Below are 18349 nucleotides of genomic sequence, written 5' to 3'. Positions count from 1 at the left end.
CACCCGATCCCATCCCGAACTCGGAAGTGAAACGCAGCTGCGCCGATGGTAGTGTGGCATTGCCCATGCAAGAGTAGGTCACCGCCAGGGGCTTTATCCTAAAAACCCTCACCGTTTACGGTGAGGGTTTTTTCTTGGGCGCATGGACGCACCCGAAAGAGGTCACCGCCAACCGATCACTTCAAACGCTTTCCTTCAATGGATGGCGTTTGGCTTTCGGAGGATTTCAATTTTTGTGGCGACGCTTTGATCATCATGTATGTGTAGCTCCACCAACCCGTATCGAATTCGATGCGGTTTTTCTTTGCAGAAATTCACGATGGCGTTGCCAGATACTGCACGATGACAAGCCGCGCAGCATCAACTCGAGAAAGATTTATCGAGCCATGCGGGCACTGGGATGCCCTTCTCGTGAAGGAATGCGGGATTGAATAACTTTGCCTGATAGCGTGTTCCTGCATCGCTCAGCACGGTCACTACGGTGTGCCCTGGCCCTAGGGCACGGGCAAGACGAATGGCCCCCGCTATGTTCACGCCGCTGGAACCGCCGACGCACCAGCCCTCCTCATTCAGGAGCTGATGTAACAACGGCACCGACTCCTGATCGGGAATCGACCAGGCCAAATCGATCACCGCGTCCTGAAAATTTGCGGTGACACGACTGGACCCAATGCCTTCGCTGATGGAGCTTCCCTCGGCGACCAGTTCGCCGCAATTGACGTAGTTCGCCAGCGCCGAGCCAGTGGGGTCGGAAAGGGCGATTTTTACCGCGGTATTGCGGGATTTCAGCGCATGGCCAACTCCGGCAAGTGTCCCTCCCGTACCCGCTGAACAAACGAAGCCATCGACCTTTCCACCTGTCTGTTCCCAGATTTCCACGCCGGTGGTGGCCTCGTGCCAATCGCGATTGGCCGTGTTGTCGAACTGATTGCCAAACCACGCGCAGCCCGGCACAGCTTGGTTCAAGCTTTCGCAGTAGGCGCGGGCGATATGGACGTAGTGGCGCGGATCCTTGAACGGCACTGCGGGCACGAGCCGTATCTCGGCGCCCGCGACCCGGAGCGCGTCGATCTTTTCCCTGCTCTGTGTGTCGGGCATGAAGATGACAGATCGATAGCCACGACTGGCACCGATCAGCGCCAGCCCGATCCCCGTATTGCCGGCGGTACCCTCGACGATCGTGCCTCCCGGGCGAAGCAGGCCACGCCGTTCGGCATCCAGCACCAGGCCAAGCGCGGTACGGTCCTTGATCGATCCGCCCGGATTGAGGAATTCGGCCTTACCAAGCACTTCGCAACCCGTCAGCGCCGACGCATTGCGCAGGCGCAGTAATGGGGTATGGCCGACGGCCGCAGAAAGATCGGGGATGACGCTCATAAGGATGAGTTTTGCGCTCTTGAGTGAAATCGGCGTGAGAGCACTGCCGGGCCTCGTAGCCTGCCACTTATGGGTTGAACGTGGCGCCGCTGGGATATGGCTATTTCACATAAGCTGTGAATTTCCAGTTCTTTTGAGCTGTTTTTACGTTTAGACGTCTAAACGTCCATTGACGACAAATCCATGCGTGGATATAGTTTATTTCACTCATCGAGACCGGCTGAGGGACAGGCCCTTTGAAGCCGGGGCAACCTGCAGGATCAAACCTGCAACGGTGCCAACTCCTGCGGGGCGGCCTAGGTGCCGACCGGTAGATGGGATGTCGTTAGACCATGACGCATCATGGCTAATCTGGCGACAGCTCTTCGCTGGTTCTCCGCAGGACGATGCAAACGGAGAATCGCAATGCCACAGCTCGCCAATTCATCCAATGACGATCGCCATACGGCTGTGATCGTTCCTCTGCACCCACGTCACACGCTCACGGAACAGCGCAGCAGTCGGCGCATCACGCTGAGTGCCAAGTACGGTAACGGCGTCAGCAGCGTTGATGTGCGTTACCAGTGGGTCGGTGCGCCGGATGCTCCCACGGTGATTGTGCAAGGTGGCATTTCCGCAGATCGCTATGTTGCCGAGACGGAAAAGGGCGATGCAGGTTGGTGGTCCGAGCTGGTGGGCCAGGACAAGGCTATCGACCTGACCCGCTGCCGTGTGCTCAGCATCGATTGGCTGACACCCTCCGACTTTGCGGAAGGTCCTCGAGCCATTTCCAGCGAAGATCAAGCCGAAGCATTGGCGGCCTTGGTGGATGCGTTGGGCATCGGCTGCGTGGCGGCATTTGTAGGCTCCTCTTACGGTGCGATGACGGCGCTCGCTTTCGCTGCGCGACATCCCGAGAAAGTCGAAAAACTTATCCTGCTCGCAGGCGCGCATCGCGCACATCCGCTGTCGACCGCGCAGCGAGCTATCCAGCGACAGATTCTTCGCCTCGGCCAAGCGTCGGGACAGGTGGCACAAGCGCTGTCTCTCGCTCGTCAGTTAGCCATGACGACGTATCGCGGCAGCGAAGAATTCGCGCAGCGTTTTGCGGGTTCGCCGGATTACCGCGATGGTCGTTTCCATTTTCCCGTCGAAGACTATCTGGAACACGCCGGTCGTCGTTTCGTTGAGCGCTTTGATCTGGAGCGTTTCCTCGCATTGTCCGAGTCGATCGACCTGCACGACGTTTCTCCTGAAGCGATCAGTGTGCCAACCACACTCATCGGTTTCCCATCGGATCGTTTGGTGCCACTGGCCGATTTGTGCGAGTTGCAGCGCCGTCTTCGTGGCGCTGCAACGCTGGAAGTCATCGACTCGCCATATGGTCACGATGCATTCCTGAAAGAAACTCGCCAATTGGCGCCGCTGTTGCGCCAGGTTATTTCTAGCCGTTGTGGAGCCTGAGCTATGTGCGCCGATATCGTGAATGAAACTGCTGCCAGCACCCGCGCAGTGCGTGCCGGTATTGAATCGGATACACAACACGGGGCGGTCGTTCCACCGCTGCATCTTTCCACCAATTACGCCTTCAACGGATTGGGCGGCAAGCGCGCATACGACTATTCGCGCAGTGGCAATCCCACCCGTGACTTGCTCGGCAACGCGTTGGCTGAGTTGGAGCAGGGCGCCGGTGCGGTAATCACCGCAAGCGGTATGGCTGCCGTCGCCAATGCACTCGAGCTCGTTCCCGCGGGCTCAACGGTACTTGCTGCGCATGACTGCTATGGCGGCACGTGGCGTTTGCTCGATGCGTGGGCGAAGAAGGGACGCTTCAAGGTTCGCTTTGCGGATCTCACCGACAACAAGGTGCTTGCGGAAGCGCTTGCAGACAAACCGTCGCTTGTGTGGGTGGAAACACCATCCAATCCGCTGCTTCGCATCACGGATATCCGCCACGTGTCACAGGCAGCGCATGCCGTGGGCGCATTGGTTGTGGTGGATAACACGTTCCTCTCGCCAGCATTGCAGCAGCCGCTGACGTTGGGCGCAGATGTCGTCGTTCACTCGACCACGAAATACATCAACGGTCACAGCGATGTGGTCGGTGGTGCGGTGGTGGCTAGCGATCCTGCGGTTGCCGAGCAATTGAAGTGGTGGGCAAATTGCAATGGCCTTACCGGTGCGCCCTTCGACAGTTTTCTCACCCTGCGTGGTCTGCGCACATTGAATGTTCGTTTACGTCAACATCAGGAAAATGCCGAACGAGTTGCGGAGCAGATCCGCCAACATGCAGCCGTGCGCAAGGTTTATTACCCTGGATTGGAAGATCATGCAGGCCATGCGCTCGCTTCGCGGCAGCAGCAAGGTTTCGGCGCCATGTTGAGCTTCGAATTGCATGGCGACGTCGCGCAGATTGAAGCCTTCGTGGAGGGCCTGCAGTATTTTTCGCTGGCCGAATCGCTGGGCGGTGTCGAGAGCCTGGTCGCGCATCCTGCGTCGATGACCCATGCGTCCATGGCACCTGAAGCACGCCGTGCAGCGGGCATCGCCGATACGCTGCTGCGGTTGTCGATTGGTATTGAAGATGGTGATGACCTGTTGCGCGACCTGGATGCTGGGCTGACACGCGCGCTGTCCGTCAGCGATGCATTGAAACGTCGGGTGACGGCATGAGCGCGGTGCTTGTCGAGACACCCATCACGACTGCGACGCAGACTGCCAAAGCCGAGGTTGCTCTCGTGCTGCTGGGCACGGGCGTGGTAGGTGGGGCGTTCCTCAAGCTGCTGTGCACGCCTGCTGGAAGTCGATTGCATCTTGTCGGCGCTGCAAATTCACGCAAGCAGCAGACGGACCCCACTCAGCTGGCCGCGCGTGATTTGCGCGAACGCCTCAAGCGCGAAGGCGCCGCACGCGATGACGATGCGCTGCTTGCCTCGCTCGATGCGCACCGCGCGACAGTGAAAGTGATCGTCGACGCAACGGCGTCATCGGAGCTGGCTTCCCGTCATGCGGAATGGCTGGCCCGCGGCTACCACGTGGTCACGGCGAATAAATCGCTGGCCGGCGGTCAGCTATCCGGTTGGCGCGCCCTGCAAGCCGCGCGTGCCGCGGGCGGAAGTTATGGCGATTCGGCAACGGTCGGCGCGGGATTGCCGGTGCTTTCAACGCTGCGCCGACTCTGCGATTGCGGCGATAGCCTGCTGACGCTGGAAGGTGTGTTCTCGGGATCGCTTTCTTATCTATTCAATCAGTACGACGGGACACGGCCGTTTTCCGCCCTTCTGCGCGAGGCACGCCAGCACGGCTATACGGAGCCTGATCCTCGCGCGGATCTTTCCGGAGAAGACGTCGCGCGCAAGTTGCTGATACTCGCCCGCAATGCTGGCTTTGCGCTGGGCAAAGATGAAGTGGTCGTGGAAAGCCTGGTACCGGAGAGTCTGCGCGACATTTCCACTGAAGCCTTCCTTGGGCGTCTGGAAGAGTTGGATGAACCGCTAGCGGCGCTTCACGAAGCGGCGCGTGAGCGTGGTCAAGTGCTGCGTTTTCTCGCGCGTATCAATCAGCGCGGGCGTGCTCGCGTCGGCCTGACCGAAGTTCCGCTGACGCATCCGGCCGCACGCTTGTACGGCACCGACAATCAGTTTGCGTTGACGACAACGCGTTACCACACGCAGCCGCTGGTGATTCAAGGACCCGGTGCAGGTCCGGAAGTAACAGCGCAGGCATTGTTGGGCGACATCTTGTCGTTGAATTGATCCACACACATGGTCACGCACTGATGTGCATGACCACGTTCGTGTTGCACGGGACACAATCAGGAGTGCGACGTGGCGGCGTTCTGGTGCGCTTCGCGTTCCGCTTCTTCGACGGATGGCGTACGCCATCCCGACTTCACGCCCCATACGTAGAAGAACAGAGCAATGACCGCAACGATGACCAAGTCCCAGCCGTAGGGCAGATAGTTGTGCCCCTTGAACTTATCGCTGCCGGCCCATGAGAGCACTGCAATCGTCGGCAGATAAACGATCAGCCACCACGCGCCGTTCAATTGGCGACCGATGTCGTGCCAATTCGCTTTGGCCTGGTAATAGAGATAGACCGGTAGCGCCACGACCATCAGCAGAATAATTTCGCCGGTAAGCGGCCACGTCGCCCAGTAAAGCAATTCCGTCGCCATGATGAACGCAACGCCTGCGAGAATCGGCAGTCCCGCGATGCGCAGTGGTCGCTGCAGATCGGGCGCTGTTCTGCGCAGGGTCATCACGCTGACGGGGCCGGTGAGATAGGAAATCACCGTGGCGACACCGATCACGGCAGCGAGTGAATCCCAGCCGCGCCCCCAATACAGAAAGAAGTACGCGACGCCCAGGTTGACCCACATCGCCGGACGCGGAACACCCCATTTCGGATTCAGACGGCCGAGCACTTTCGGCAATGTGCCATTGCGCTCCATGCCGTAAAGCATGCGAGCGGTCGTTGCCGTGTAGGTAATGCCGGTGCCGCTGGGGCTGATCACCGCATCGGCAAAAAGCAGTACAGCCAACCATTGCAAACCGAGGATGACGGCAAGATCGGCAAACGGCGAGGAGAAATCCAGGCCATGCCAGCCCGCTTTGGCAAGCAAGTCGCGCGGCACTGCACCGATATAGGCGAGCTGGAGAATGACGTAAATGATGGTGGCAAGCGCGATGGAACCGATCACGGCAAAAGGAATGCTGCGGCCGGGATTGCGTGCGTCACCCGCAAGATTCACCGGACTTTGAAATCCGTTGAAGCTGAAGACGATACCTGCCGTCGTTACGGCAGTAAGGATGGCCGGAAAATCGATCGCATGCGCATCCCCGTTGACGCCCACCGAAAAATTCTCATGATGAAATCCGCTCGCGATCAGTAGCAAACCCGTCGCTGCGGGCACGATCAGTTTGAACGTCGTGATCGCGGTGTTGGAGTGAGCAAACAGCTTCACGCTCCAGAAGTTGAGCAGGAAATACACGAACACCAAGGCACCGGCGATGGCCATGCCGGGATAAGTAAGTTCGACGTGACCGTTGCCCATCGGCGTGGAGAGGGTGTGCGCCCATTCCCATGGCCAATGGTGCATGTATTGCACTGAAGCGACCGCTTCCACCGGAATCACGGACACAATCGCAATCCAGTTCGCCCAGGCACCAATAAAGCCCACTAGCGAACCGTGCGAGTAATGGCTGTAACGCACCATGCCGCCGGATTCGGGAAACATCGCACCCAGCTCGGCGTACGTCAGCGCGATGGTCATGATGATCGCCGCGCCCAGCACCCACGCCCAAATGGCGCCGGGGCCGGCCAGACTGGATGCGCGCGCCGCGCCAAAAAGCCAGCCCGATCCGATGATCGAGCCCAGGCCGGTCATCATCAGGGCGATGGGACCAACTTCGCGGCGATGGGTGTTGGGTGAAGACATGCGAACTCCCAAGATGGAACGGGGGCTGCCAGGTGGCAACACAAGCCCCCGATGATGACAGACGGGCGCGGCAAGTGTCAGCCCGCCCGCGCTCTACAGAGCCGTTGCGGCCACCCACTTTCGTCGAAAACCTACGTTCATAGCGGACATATATCTTTTCATCCAGAATGAGAGATATATACTTGTCCAACCGTTGCTAAGGACCCTCGCGATGCCGTCGCTCAGCTTTGAGTTTTTCCCACCCAAAACCGACGAACAGCGCGCCCAGCTCGACCGGACGGCGAAAGAGCTGAAAAGCCTCAAGCCGGAATACGTGTCGGTGACTTTCGGTGCGGGCGGCTCAACGCTCAGTTACACCAGCGATACCGTGGCGCGTCTGCATCAGCAGCACGGGCTCGACGTCGCGCCGCATATTTCATGCATGGGTGGTACGCGCGCCGAAATTGCAGCGTTGCTCGATAGCTATCGTGCAGCGGGTTATCGCCGCATCGTGGCGTTGCGTGGCGATCTGCCATCAGGCATGGCCAGTCCCGGCGATTTCCGTTACGCGTCCGAACTTGTGCGTTTCATTCGCGAGCACAGTGGCGATCATTTTCATATTGAAGTTGCCGCGTATCCGGAAATGCATCCGCAAGCCGAGGACGTTCACGCGGATCTGCGTCATTTCAAGACAAAGGTCGATGCCGGTGCGGACGGTGCCATCACCCAGTACTTCTTCAACGCGGATGCGTATTTCCGTTTTGTCGACGATGCGCGAGGTCTTGGCGTCAACGTGCCGATTGTGCCGGGCATCATGCCGATTTCCCAATACGCCCAGCTCAAGCGCTTTTCCGATGCCTGCGGCGCGGAGATTCCGCGCTGGATGACCCGGCGCATGCAGGGTTATTACGACGATGTGGAATCCATTCGCTCGCTGGGCGCCGATGTCGTTGCGCAGCTTTGCCGCCGCTTACTGGAAGGCGGCGCACCGGGTTTGCACTTCTACACGCTGAACCGGGTGAAAGCGACGCGTGCGGTTCTTGATCAACTGAGCTGAAGCCGTCAACGCATCGGGCTATGCTCGCGCGATGCGTTTACTCGCCATCTTTCTCTTGCTGTTGTTGCCGCTCGGCATGGCCAGGGCGCAGAGCGATATCCATCGCTGCGTCGGCGCGAATGGCGGTGTGATCTTCACCGATCGAGAGTGTTCGGATCTCAACGCATCGCCCGCGGTTCCCGCGCCTACTCCCAGTGCAAGCGCAAGCGAAGCGCCGACGGGCATCGCGCAACCACCGCCTGTTCTGTGCGCCTCGGATATGACCCAGCTCAAGCAGGCCGTGGTCGATGCCTTTGCCGAGCGCAATCCCAATCGTCTCGCCGGCCTCATGCTGTGGGAGGGCGCCGGTCGCGACGCAGTGGTGGCGAACATCCGCCAATTCACCCGCATGATGGCCCATCCCCTTGTCGGGGTGAGGGCGAGCGAATACACCTCGACGGCGCCGCCATCGGCCTCAGCGTCCGCGGGCGCCGATCTCTCTGAGCTGTCGATGGCGGCAACGCCCAGCCCCTCGCCATCCCAGGGGGAATCCCTGTCCGTGGAAACCGAGTCCGATGACGGCAGCGGCACCACGCAAGAGACTCATTTCGGCGTGGTCCGTCATGACGGATGTCTTTGGCTGGAGCCGCCATACTGAGTTTTCAGGGCGTTTGAAGCCTTCAGGCGGTATCATGGGCGGTCCCCAACGGAGCATTCCCCATGGCCCAGCAGTACCCCGAATGGATCTGGCAGAACGGCGTCGTCAAGCCGTGGAAGGAAGCCACCGCACACGTGATGTCGCACGCGTTGCATTACGGTTCGTCCGTTTTTGAGGGTATTCGCAGCTATGCCACGCCAGAAGGCGCAGCGATTTTCCGTCTGACCGATCACCTCAAGCGCCTGTACCTGTCGGCCAAGATTTACGACATGGTGCTGCCGTACTCGCAAGATGAGCTGGCCAACGCATGCCGCGAGATCGTTCGCAAGAACGGCTACAGCGCGGCGTATCTGCGCCCGGTGGCGTATCGCGGTCTGGGTGGGTTCGGTCTGTCGGCCGAAACGCCGATCGATGTTGCCGTGGCAACGTGGCCAATGGGTCCGTATCTCGGGCCCGAAGCGCTGGAAGTGGGCATCACTGCATGCGTGTCGAGCTGGCAGCGTTTTGCGCCGAACACGATTCCTGCCGGCGCGAAGGCGGGCGGTAACTATCTTTCCGGTCAGCTGATCGCGCGCGAAGCGCGCCGCCTCGGTTTCGGCGAAGGCATTGCGCTCGCCGCCAGTGGCTTGTTGAGCGAAGGCGCGGGCGAAAACCTGTTCCTCGTGTTCGATGGTGTCTTGCACACCACGCCGGCCAGTGCGTCGATTCTCGCTGGCATCACGCGTGACACACTGAAAGTGCTAGCACGCGAAGACGGTATCGAGGTGGTCGAGCGCGATATTCCGCGCGAATATCTCTATCTCGCCGACGAAATTCTGATGTGCGGCACCGCCGCCGAAATCACGCCGATCCGCGAAGTGGATGGCAAGCAAGTCGGTAGCGGCAAAGCAGGGCGCGTCACGCGTCGTCTGCAGGAACTTTATTTCGGATTGTTCAGCGGCAAGACCCAGGACAAGTGGGGCTGGCTGGAGCCGGTCTGATCTTCGCTCGTCATCCCAGCGAAAGCTGGGATCCAGCGCCTTGATCATCGAGGCGAGACAGCCTCTCAACACGATTCTGGAAAACAAAAAGGGCGCGTTTCCGCGCCCTTTTTGCTGCTCGATAATAAAGCCGATCAATAACGGTAATGATCCGGCTTGTACGGACCTTCCACCGGCACGCCGATATACGCGGCTTGTTCCGGCGTCAGCTTGGTCAGCTTCACACCGATCTGCTCCAAATGCAGACGCGCGACTTCTTCATCCAGCTTTTTCGGCAAACGATAGACGGTCTTCTCGTACTTATCTTTGTTCGTCCACAGATCGATCTGCGCCAGCGTCTGGTTGGAGAAGCTGTTGGACATCACGAAGCTCGGATGACCGTGTGCGCAGCCGAGATTCACCAGGCGACCTTCCGCCAGCATGTAGATGCTGTGGTTGGTCTTGCCGAAGGTGTAGCGATCCACCTGTGGCTTGATGTTTTCGCGGGTGACGTCTTTCGCCGTGTTCAGGCGATCGATCTGGATTTCGTTATCGAAATGACCGATGTTGCACACCAGCGCGTTGTTCTTCATCGCCGCCATATGTTCCAGCGTGATGATGTCCTTGTTGCCGGTGGTGGTGACGTAGATGTCGCCGGTGCCGAGCGTTTCTTCGATCGTGGTGACCTGGAAGCCTTCCATCGCGGCCTGCAGGGCGTTGATCGGATCGATCTCGGTGACGATCACGCGTGCGCCAAAACCCTTGAGCGAATGTGCGCAGCCCTTGCCTACGTCGCCATAACCGCACACTACAGCGACCTTGCCGGCGACCATAAGATCGGTAGCGCGCTTGATGCCGTCAGCCAGCGATTCGCGGCAGCCGTACAGGTTGTCGAACTTGCTCTTGGTGACCGAGTCGTTGACGTTGATGGCCGGCACCAGCAGCTTGCCCGCTTCCATCATCTGATACAGACGATGCACGCCCGTCGTGGTTTCTTCGGAAACGCCGCGCCATTCGGAAGCGACCTTCTTCCAGAAGCCCGGACGTTCTTTCGCAGTACGCTTGAGCAGATCCTTAATGACCTGTTCTTCGTGGTTGCCGCTGGGCGTGTTGACCCAGTTGTCGCCATTTTCCATGTCGACGCCCTTATGGATCAGCAGCGTGGCATCGCCACCGTCGTCGACGATCAGCTCCGGACCTTTCATGCCCGGGTGGGTGAGCATGTCGAGCGTGCAATCCCAATATTCTTCGAGCGTTTCGCCTTTCCATGCGAACACTGGGATGCCTGCTGCTGCCACAGCAGCGGCGCAGTCGTCCTGCGTGGAGAAAATATTGCACGAAGCCCAACGCACGGATGCGCCGAGCGCACTCAGCGTCTCCAGCAGCACGGCGGTCTCTTTCGTCATGTGCAGCGAGCCGGAAAGGCGCACACCCTTCAGCGGTTTGCTTTGCGCATAGCGCGCACGAATCTGCATCAGGCCGGGCATTTCTTCTTCGGCCATGCGAATACGGCGGCGGCCGAGTTCGGCCAGCGACATGTCGCGGACCTTGTAATCATGCGTAGCGGAATCTTGAGTGACAGCGTTCATCAAGGATGTCTCCGAGTCTCATTGGGGAAATCCGGCCGGGTGAGCCGGATCGACGCGAGTACTTCGCGTCATGAGCGCCGTTCTAGTCGAAGCATCCACCGAGCCTGGCCGTGGTTACGGATATCCGCATCCAACACGGTCGCAGCGCCCCTCGGCGGGAAGGCTACTATTGTAGCCGCTCTCACGCGCTTATGACGACTTGGAACGGGCACGTTCACGCAAATTCGGTAGGCTAGGGGATTCATACCGGAGTATCCATGGAAGCCACCCGCGACCCCGAATTTCTGCCCCACGACGCGCCGTTGAGAGAAGACGTACACCGTCTGGGCGCCATGGTCGGCCGCATGCTGGCTGAACAGGGAGGCGAGGCCTTCTTTCAGCGCGTGGAGCACGTTCGCACGGCCTCCATTGCGCGTCGTCGAGAGGGTCATGCTGTCGACGATCTCGCCGAGTCCCTTGCAGGACTCGATGCGCACGCGGCCGAATCGCTGGCGCGTGCGTTTGCCGCGTACTTTCAGGCTGTGAATACGGCCGAGCGCGTTCATCGTATTCGCCGCCGCCGTGACTACCAACGCGAAGGCGGTGCAGTGCAGCCCGAGTCGCTGCTCGACGTGCTGCAGCGATTGAAAGAGCAGGGCGTTGGCGCCGATGAGTTGCTTGAGTGGTTGTACAAGCTGAAAGTCGAGCCGGTGTTCACGGCACATCCAACCGAAGCGATTCGCCGCTCGTTGCTGGAAAAGGAGCAGGCTATCGTGCGTGCGCTGGTCGATAACTTCGATCCGACACGCACGCCGCAGGAACGCAAGGAAGATGACGATCGCATCTACATGGCGTTGTCGTCCGGCTGGCAAACGGCGGAAGCATCGCCGATTCGTCCAACTGTCCAGGACGAACATCATCACGTTGGTTTTTATCTGGCCAATCCGATTTATCGTATCGTTCCGGCATTCTACGAAGTGCTCGCCGATGCGTTGCAAACCGTCTACAACGTCGCTGTACCGCTACCGCGATTGTTGAGCTTTGCCACGTGGGTGGGCGGCGACATGGATGGCAATCCGAATGTCGGTGCAGAAACCATCGCCAACAGTCTCGCGACCCAGCGTGCGCACGTGCTGGAACACTACATCGCCGACGTCGATGGTCTTGCGCGATTGCTCAGCCAGACCGATGACCGCGTGGATTTCGAGCCTGCTTTGCTACAACGTCTGGAAACCTACCGCGAACAGTTTCCGCTCGCGGCAGCGAAAATTCGCCCGCGTCACGCGGATATGCCGTATCGATGCTTTCTCACCTTGATCCGTGCGCGGCTGGAAGCGACGCACGAAGAGGGTCACGCGGAGGGATACGCGTCAGCCGAGGAGTTGCTGGACGATCTTCTATTGATCGTGCACGGGCTTATCGATCATCACGGATTGAACGCTGGCGCCTATGCCGTACGCCGCTTGATCTGGCGTGTGCGCACGTTCGGATTCCATCTGGCGCGCCTCGATGTGCGCCAGGATTCGCGTGTGCATGATGACGCATTGGCTTCTTTGCTCGGCGATGAGGCGTGGTCGCAGCGAAGCCCTGTCGAACGTGTCGCAGCACTGCGGCCTTATGCGAGCGGTGAAAAAGCACTGGCACAGAACGATGACGCGCAGGCTGAGTCGCTGCGAGCCGTTTTCGCGACACTCAACGAATCTCGCAGCCGCTACGGCAAGGACGCGATCGGCCTGTACATCATCAGCATGGCGCGCTCCGCGGCGGACGTGCTGGCGGTGCTGGCGCTCGCGCGCTACGGCAATTTTGTCGCATCGTCGCCTTCGCCGGAAATGGGTGCGATTCAACTTGGCGTGCCGCTAGATATTGCGCCGCTGTTCGAAACCGTGGACGACTTGAAAAACGCGCCTGACACGTTGCGTGCACTGTTGGACGATCCCGTCTATCGCGCACATCTGCGCGCACGCGACGATCGCCAATGGGTCATGCTCGGCTACTCCGATAGCGGCAAGGATGGCGGAACGCTCGCCTCGCGGTGGGGATTGCAGCGTGCGCAGGTCGAATTGCTTGACGTCGCACAACAGGCCGGCATTCGCCTTGCGTTTTTTCATGGCCGGGGCGGTTCCGCCAGCCGAGGTGGCGCACGCATCACACCCGCGTTGATGTCATCGCCGCGTGGTTCGGTGGGCGGCGTGTTACGCGTGACGGAGCAGGGCGAGGTGATTCATCGCAAGTACGGCATTCGCGCACTCGCGCTGCGCAATCTGGAGCAGACCGTAGGTGCGGTGTTGCGTGCCAGTCTGCGTCCGCGTGAAGAGGAGCCGCGCGAGCAGGAGTGGCGTGAATACATGAATACGCTGGCGTCGGATAGTCGTCATGCATATCGCCAGCTCGTCGATCGCGATGGGTTCGTCGATTATTTCCGCGCTGCCACGCCGATCGACGTTATCGAGCAGATGGCGCTGGGTTCGCGTCCGTCACGTCGCCGCAGCATGCGTGGCGTCCAGGATCTGCGCGCCATTCCGTGGGTTTTTGCGTGGACGCAATGCCGTTCCATCATCACCGGCTGGTACGGACTGGGTACTGCGCTGGAACACGCAGCCGCCAAATACGGCGAGAATGCACTGCAGGATATGGCGCAGCATTGGCCATTTTTCGTCAACGTCCTCGACGATGTCGAAATGGTGCTCGCCAAGTGCGACCTTGATATCGCCGAAGCATTTTCAAAGCTGGCAGGTCCGCTGCATGACACATTTTTCACGATGATTCAGTCGGAATTCGAACGCACACGTCACTGGTTGTTGCGTTTGAAGAATAGCGAGGAGCTGCTTCGCGACGATCCGCGCTTGTCCCTGTCAATTCGATTGCGCAATCCGTATGTCGATCCGATGAGTCTGCTGCAAGTGGATCTGCTGCAGCGCTGGCGTGCGAGCGATCGCAGCGATGACCACTTGCTGCATGCGCTCGTCGCGAGCGTCAACGGCGTTGCGCAGGGTTTACAAAATACGGGTTGATGAAGGTCCAGCAGTAGGAGGCTATCTCGAAATTGCTACACGTCTCATCATGAATATTCTTGCTGGTCAATGACGGCTCAGGTTCTGCATGTCATCGGCTTTTGAGATGAGTTCCAAGCATCCTTAGCTATCGAGCTCGGTCCAGCGTGCATAGGCCGCATCGAGTTCGCTTTGCAGTTTTGCGAGCGCCTCGTTGGCCTTGATGATCGCGGCGCTGTCCTGCTGGAAGAACGTGGAATCGTTCATCGCCTCAGTGCGTGCAGATATATCGGCTTCCAACGTTTCAATGCGCTTTGGAAGCTCTTCCAGCTCGCGCGTTTCCTTGTAGTTGAGCTTGCGTTTTGCAATTGCCGATGAAGGCGTATCCAACAGGGGGGATGCGGTTGCCGTTTCGCGTTTTGGCTCGGTGGATGCTTCCGTCGCTGTGACGCGTTCCACGGGTTTCTGTCGCAGCCAGTCGCGGTAACCGCCCACGTATTCGCCCACCTGCCCACCACCTTCCAGCACTAGCGTGCTCGACACAACGTTGTCGAGAAACTCGCGGTCATGCGAGACGAGCAGCAACGTGCCTTTGTAGTCGGTCAGCAATTCTTCGAGCAGTTCGAGCGTTTCCACATCCAGGTCATTGGTGGGTTCGTCCATGACCAACAGGTTGGAGGGTTGCGCGAAGAGCTTGGCAAGTAGCAATCGATTGCGCTCGCCACCGGAAAGACGCGTGATCGGTGCGCGTGCACGTTCCGGCGAGAACAGGAAGTCCTGCAGGTAACCGATGATGTGTTTGCGTTGGCCGTTGAGCTCGATGTATTCGCGGCCTTCGGCGACGTTATCCAGTGCATTCAAGGCGTCGTTGAGCTGAGCGCGGTGCTGATCGAAGTACGCAATCTGCAAACTGGTGCCGAGGGTGACGTCACCGCGTTGCGGTTTCAGATCGCCCAGCAAAATCTTGAGCAGCGTACTCTTGCCGGCGCCATTGGGGCCCACGATACCGACGCGGTCGCCGCGCATGATGGTCGTGCTGAGATCATCGATCAGCACACGGCCACCATAGGCTTGATGAACGTGGTCGAGCTCGATCACCTTCTTCCCGGATGCTTGCGCATTCGCCAGTGCCATCTTCGCATTGCCGCCGAGCTCGCGACGTTCGGAGCGTTCCCGGCGCATAGCTTTCAGTGCACGTACGCGACCTTCGTTGCGTGTGCGGCGTGCTTTGATGCCCTGACGAATCCAGACTTCTTCTTGCGCCAGTTTTTTGTCGAACAGTGCGTTCGCCTGCGCTTGCGCGTGCAAGCGCTCTTCACGACGGCGCAAGTAGTTGTCGTAGTCGCCGGGCCAGCTCGTTACCTGACCGCGATCGATTTCCACAATGCGAGTTGCCAACGCACGTAGGAAGCTTCGATCGTGCGTCACGAAAATAATGCTGCCTTCAAATTGCTTGAGAAATTTTTCGAGCCAACCAATGGCTTCAATGTCCAGATGGTTGGTGGGTTCGTCCAACAGCAACACATCCGGTTTGCGTACAAGTGCCTGTGCGAGCAACACGCGACGCTTCATGCCACCGGATAACGCGGCGAAGTCTGTATCGCCCGGCAGTTCGAGTTTCTCCAGCACGTCGGTGACGCGACGATCCAGATCCCAGCCGTGTTGCGCTTCGATCTGATCTTGCACGTCGCCCAGGGCATCGAAATCGCCTTCTGCAAGCAGATGGTGATAGCGCGCAAGCAGGTGGCCGAGATCGCCCAGGCCATCGGCGACGACATCGAAGACGCTACCGGACGTTGCTTGCGGCACTTCCTGCGCCATGCGCGCGACGACCACGCCGTTTTGCACGCGCACTTCGCCGTCATCGGCGCGCAATTCGCCCGCGATGAGCTTCATGAGGGTGGATTTGCCCTCGCCGTTTCGACCCACGATACAGACCCTTTCTTGGGCCTCGATCGACAGATCGACGTGTTCGAGCAGGAGGGGGCCGCCGATGCTGAAATCGACTCGTTGCAGTTGGATCAAGGACATGTTTCTATTCTACCTGTTGGCTTGAAACATGCTTAATAAAAAACGGTCTTGGCGCGGCTGAGGGCTTCTCAAGTACTACCGGTAGGCGGTCGAAAAGCTACAGGTAGGGCGGCGGAAACCCTCCGAAAAACAAAAACAGCGTCTCGAAGCGGTTGCTACTTATATAGAACATGTACTTAGCGCCGCTTGTTGAAGTTTTTCCTCTGGAAATTGTCGTAGCTTTGCATTAACGTTCGCGACGGCGGCATCCAGCCGGCGTCTGCGGGCAGGGAGTCTTTTGTGATCGTTCAAACCATCAAGCCAACGAAGTTGCGGGACCGCCTTCGGCATACGTCCGTGGCATGGGTTCTGGCCGGCTTTTGCGGCTTTTTGGGCGTCGCCCATGCGCAGACCAACACCACAGCCGCCATTGTTATCGATGGCACCAACGGCCAGGTAGTCAACGCGGTGAACGCCGACCAGGCAGCCTATCCGGCTTCGCTGGCCAAAATGATGACGCTCTATCTCACTTTTCAGGCGCTCGATACCGGCAAGCTGAAGATCGACCAAGAATTACCTGTATCGGACTACGCCGCGTCCCAGGCGCCGACCAAGCTCGATCTGCGGCCCGGTCAGACCATTTCGGTGGAAGACTGCATCCTCGGCATGGTCACCAAGTCGGCCAATGACGCCGCCGAGGTGGCGGCCGAAGGCGTTGCCGGTTCCGAAAGCGACTTCACGAGCATGATGAACGCCCAGGCCATCCTGCTGGGCATGTCCAACAGCCACTTTGATAACGCCAATGGTCTGCCGGACCCGGACAACATCACGACAGCGCGCGATATGGCCAAGCTGTCCATGGCGCTGTTTCGCGATTTCCCGCAGTACTCGCACTACTTCTCGACCAAGGACTTCGTGTTCCGTGGTCAGCTGATCCGCGGTCACAACAATCTGATGGATCGCTATCCGGGCATGGACGGTCTGAAGACCGGCTTCACCGATGCCTCCGGTTTCAATCTTGCCTCGACCGCCGTCCACGATGGTCATCGTCTGTTCGCCGTGGTCCTGGGTGGTCGCACAGCGTCAGCTCGCGACAACCTGATGGCACGTTTGCTCGACGATGGCTTCGACGGTCGCCAGACGCCTTCGGATCTCGTGGCCGACGTGGGTCTCCCCGCCAGGCCGAGCGCTGCGCGCCGCATGCTGGCTGCGCTGTCGCCGATCGGCACGGCAGAAGCGGAGACCGTGGCATTACCGCCGCGCGCGCCTCGTCACAAGGGTCCGGTCGCCACCCGCAAGACTTGCACCGTGCGCCACGGTGTGGTCTGCCCGCGTGCCGCACAGGCGCGTGCACCTGCACCTGCACGCAGCACGACCAAACTCGCGCATCGCAAGGCGACCAAGACCAAGAAGCCGGTGATGCTGGCGTCGCGGAATCAGAAGCAGGAATAACGCCCGCGCGACGCCATCGCCATCAAACAAAACCCCGCATTCGCGGGGTTTTTGATTTCTGAAGCCATGGGGTAGCGAATGGTGGTACCAACAAAAACCCCGCGAATGCGGGGTTTTTGTTGTGCGAAGTAAGCAGATCGCTTACTTGAGTTTGGCGTCAGCGCGCAGGGCGTCGGCCTTGTCCGTCTTCTCCCAGGAGAATGCGGTGAAGGTCTTGCCGTCTGCACCCTTCACTTCGTACGGGGTACGGCCGAAGTGGCCGTAGCTGGCGGTTTGCTGGTACATCGGGTGGATCAGGTCGAGCATCTTGATGATGCCGTATGGACGCAGATCGAAATGCTTGCGGATCAGCTTCTCGATCTTGTCGTCGCTGATCTTGCCGGTGCCGAACGTGGTGACCGAGATCGAGGTCGGCTCGGCCACGCCAATGGCGTAGCTCACCTGCACCTCGCAGCGGTCGGCGATGCCGGCAGCCACGATGTTCTTGGCCACGTAACGCGCCGCGTAAGCAGCCGAACGATCCACCTTCGACGGATCCTTGCCCGAGAACGCACCGCCACCGTGACGCGCCCAGCCGCCGTAGGTGTCGACGATGATCTTTCGGCCAGTCAGGCCGCAGTCGCCCACCGGGCCGCCGATCACGAACTTGCCGGTCGGATTGATGTGGAACTTGGTGCCCTTGTGCAGCCATTTGGTCGGCAGCACGGGCTTGAGGATGTACTCGCGCACGCCCTCGATCAGGTCTTTCTGCTTCACGCTCGGATCGTGCTGGGTCGACAGCACCACGGCGTCGATGGCGGTGGCCACGCCATTCTCGTAGCGCAGGGTGACCTGGCTCTTGGCATCCGGGCGCAGCCACGGCAGCTTGCCCTTCTTGCGCACGTCGGCCTGACGCTTC

General features: G+C 59.5%; 13 protein-coding genes, 1 rRNA gene and 2 riboswitches. Of the genes, 9 read left to right on the top strand and 5 right to left on the bottom strand.

Going from position 1 to position 18349, the window contains the following annotated elements:
- Positions 1-90, top strand: a 5S ribosomal RNA gene (rrf, locus tag VK725_RS02860); the annotation flags it as partial.
- A gap of 270 nt (positions 91-360) precedes the next feature.
- Here rrf and VK725_RS02855 read toward each other — a convergent pair.
- A complete protein-coding gene (locus VK725_RS02855; protein WP_325316549.1) occupies positions 361-1377 on the bottom strand; it encodes a cysteine synthase A in 1017 nt (338 codons plus the stop codon).
- Between the two features lie 204 nt (positions 1378-1581).
- Positions 1582-1698: riboswitch (SAM riboswitch) on the top strand.
- 84 nt (positions 1699-1782) lie between these two features.
- Here VK725_RS02855 and metX point away from each other — a divergent pair.
- The 3 genes from metX to VK725_RS02840 are packed head-to-tail and all read left to right on the top strand — an operon-like array spanning position 1783 to position 5111.
- Positions 1783-2820 (top strand): homoserine O-succinyltransferase MetX, encoded by a 1038-nt coding sequence (metX, locus tag VK725_RS02850; protein WP_325316548.1) that lies wholly within the window; start codon positions 1783-1785, stop codon positions 2818-2820.
- Positions 2821-2823: 3 nt separating this feature from the next.
- Positions 2824-4029: a cystathionine gamma-synthase gene (gene metB / locus VK725_RS02845; protein WP_325316547.1), complete on the top strand. Its 1206-nt coding sequence runs from the start codon at positions 2824-2826 to the stop codon at positions 4027-4029.
- Positions 4026-5111, top strand: a complete 1086-nt coding sequence (locus tag VK725_RS02840; RefSeq protein ID WP_325316546.1) for a homoserine dehydrogenase — start codon at positions 4026-4028, stop codon at positions 5109-5111. The genes metB and VK725_RS02840 overlap by 4 nt, the downstream gene beginning before the upstream one ends.
- Before the next feature lie 59 nt (positions 5112-5170).
- Here the strand turns inward: VK725_RS02840 and VK725_RS02835 are convergent, their stop codons facing one another.
- Positions 5171-6796 (bottom strand): APC family permease, encoded by a 1626-nt coding sequence (locus VK725_RS02835; RefSeq protein ID WP_325316545.1) that lies wholly within the window; start codon positions 6794-6796, stop codon positions 5171-5173.
- A 211-nt stretch (positions 6797-7007) separates the two neighbouring features.
- Here VK725_RS02835 and metF point away from each other — a divergent pair, with 211 nt between their 5' ends.
- From metF to VK725_RS02820, 3 genes are all read left to right on the top strand, one after another.
- The gene (gene metF / locus VK725_RS02830) at positions 7008-7832 is read left to right on the top strand and encodes a methylenetetrahydrofolate reductase [NAD(P)H] (protein WP_325316544.1); all 825 of its coding nucleotides are present in this window, start codon (positions 7008-7010) and stop codon (positions 7830-7832) included.
- 31 nt (positions 7833-7863) lie between these two features.
- Entirely contained in the window at positions 7864-8469 is a 606-nt protein-coding gene (locus VK725_RS02825; protein WP_325316543.1) for a DUF4124 domain-containing protein, read from the top strand.
- 62 nt (positions 8470-8531) lie between these two features.
- Positions 8532-9449 (top strand): branched-chain amino acid transaminase, encoded by a 918-nt coding sequence (locus VK725_RS02820; protein WP_325316542.1) that lies wholly within the window; start codon positions 8532-8534, stop codon positions 9447-9449.
- 134 nt (positions 9450-9583) lie between these two features.
- Here VK725_RS02820 and ahcY read toward each other — a convergent pair whose 3' ends face one another.
- The gene (gene ahcY / locus VK725_RS02815; protein ID WP_325316541.1) at positions 9584-11017 is read right to left on the bottom strand and encodes an adenosylhomocysteinase; all 1434 of its coding nucleotides are present in this window, start codon (positions 11015-11017) and stop codon (positions 9584-9586) included.
- 65 nt (positions 11018-11082) lie between these two features.
- Positions 11083-11176, bottom strand: a riboswitch (S-adenosyl-L-homocysteine riboswitch).
- 98 nt (positions 11177-11274) lie between these two features.
- Between ahcY and ppc the strand changes: the two genes are divergently transcribed.
- The gene (gene ppc / locus VK725_RS02810) at positions 11275-14010 is read left to right on the top strand and encodes a phosphoenolpyruvate carboxylase (RefSeq protein ID WP_325316540.1); all 2736 of its coding nucleotides are present in this window, start codon (positions 11275-11277) and stop codon (positions 14008-14010) included.
- A 123-nt stretch (positions 14011-14133) separates the two neighbouring features.
- Here the strand turns inward: ppc and VK725_RS02805 are convergent, their stop codons facing one another.
- Entirely contained in the window at positions 14134-16020 is a 1887-nt protein-coding gene (locus VK725_RS02805; RefSeq protein ID WP_325316539.1) for an ATP-binding cassette domain-containing protein, read from the bottom strand.
- Between the two features lie 279 nt (positions 16021-16299).
- Between VK725_RS02805 and VK725_RS02800 the strand changes: the two genes are divergently transcribed.
- Positions 16300-17451, top strand: coding sequence for a D-alanyl-D-alanine carboxypeptidase family protein (locus tag VK725_RS02800; protein WP_325316538.1), 1152 nt, complete (start codon positions 16300-16302; stop codon positions 17449-17451).
- Positions 17452-17592: 141 nt separating this feature from the next.
- On the opposite strand, the gene metK is transcribed toward VK725_RS02800, so the two are convergent.
- Positions 17593-18349, bottom strand: a 757-nt coding sequence (gene metK / locus VK725_RS02795) for a methionine adenosyltransferase (RefSeq protein ID WP_325316537.1), incomplete at its 5' end; no start/stop codon positions are given.

Origin of the sequence: Dyella sp. (genome assembly GCF_035486915.1) — a bacterium.
In the GTDB taxonomy this organism is placed as follows: domain Bacteria; phylum Pseudomonadota; class Gammaproteobacteria; order Xanthomonadales; family Rhodanobacteraceae; genus Dyella_B.
The sequence above is the reverse complement of the archived record's forward strand: the minus strand, read 5'-3'. Positions and strand labels throughout refer to the sequence as shown.

Coding starts and splice junctions, on each gene's coding strand:
- VK725_RS02855 (WP_325316549.1), bottom strand. CDS start 1,377: ATGAGCGTCATCCCCGATCTTTCTGCGGCCGTCGGCCATACCCCATTA.
- metX (WP_325316548.1), top strand. CDS start 1,783: ATGCCACAGCTCGCCAATTCATCCAATGACGATCGCCATACGGCTGTG.
- metB (WP_325316547.1), top strand. CDS start 2,824: ATGTGCGCCGATATCGTGAATGAAACTGCTGCCAGCACCCGCGCAGTG.
- VK725_RS02840 (WP_325316546.1), top strand. CDS start 4,026: ATGAGCGCGGTGCTTGTCGAGACACCCATCACGACTGCGACGCAGACT.
- VK725_RS02835 (WP_325316545.1), bottom strand. CDS start 6,796: ATGTCTTCACCCAACACCCATCGCCGCGAAGTTGGTCCCATCGCCCTG.
- metF (WP_325316544.1), top strand. CDS start 7,008: ATGCCGTCGCTCAGCTTTGAGTTTTTCCCACCCAAAACCGACGAACAG.
- VK725_RS02825 (WP_325316543.1), top strand. CDS start 7,864: ATGCGTTTACTCGCCATCTTTCTCTTGCTGTTGTTGCCGCTCGGCATG.
- VK725_RS02820 (WP_325316542.1), top strand. CDS start 8,532: ATGGCCCAGCAGTACCCCGAATGGATCTGGCAGAACGGCGTCGTCAAG.
- ahcY (WP_325316541.1), bottom strand. CDS start 11,017: ATGAACGCTGTCACTCAAGATTCCGCTACGCATGATTACAAGGTCCGC.
- ppc (WP_325316540.1), top strand. CDS start 11,275: ATGGAAGCCACCCGCGACCCCGAATTTCTGCCCCACGACGCGCCGTTG.
- VK725_RS02805 (WP_325316539.1), bottom strand. CDS start 16,020: ATGTCCTTGATCCAACTGCAACGAGTCGATTTCAGCATCGGCGGCCCC.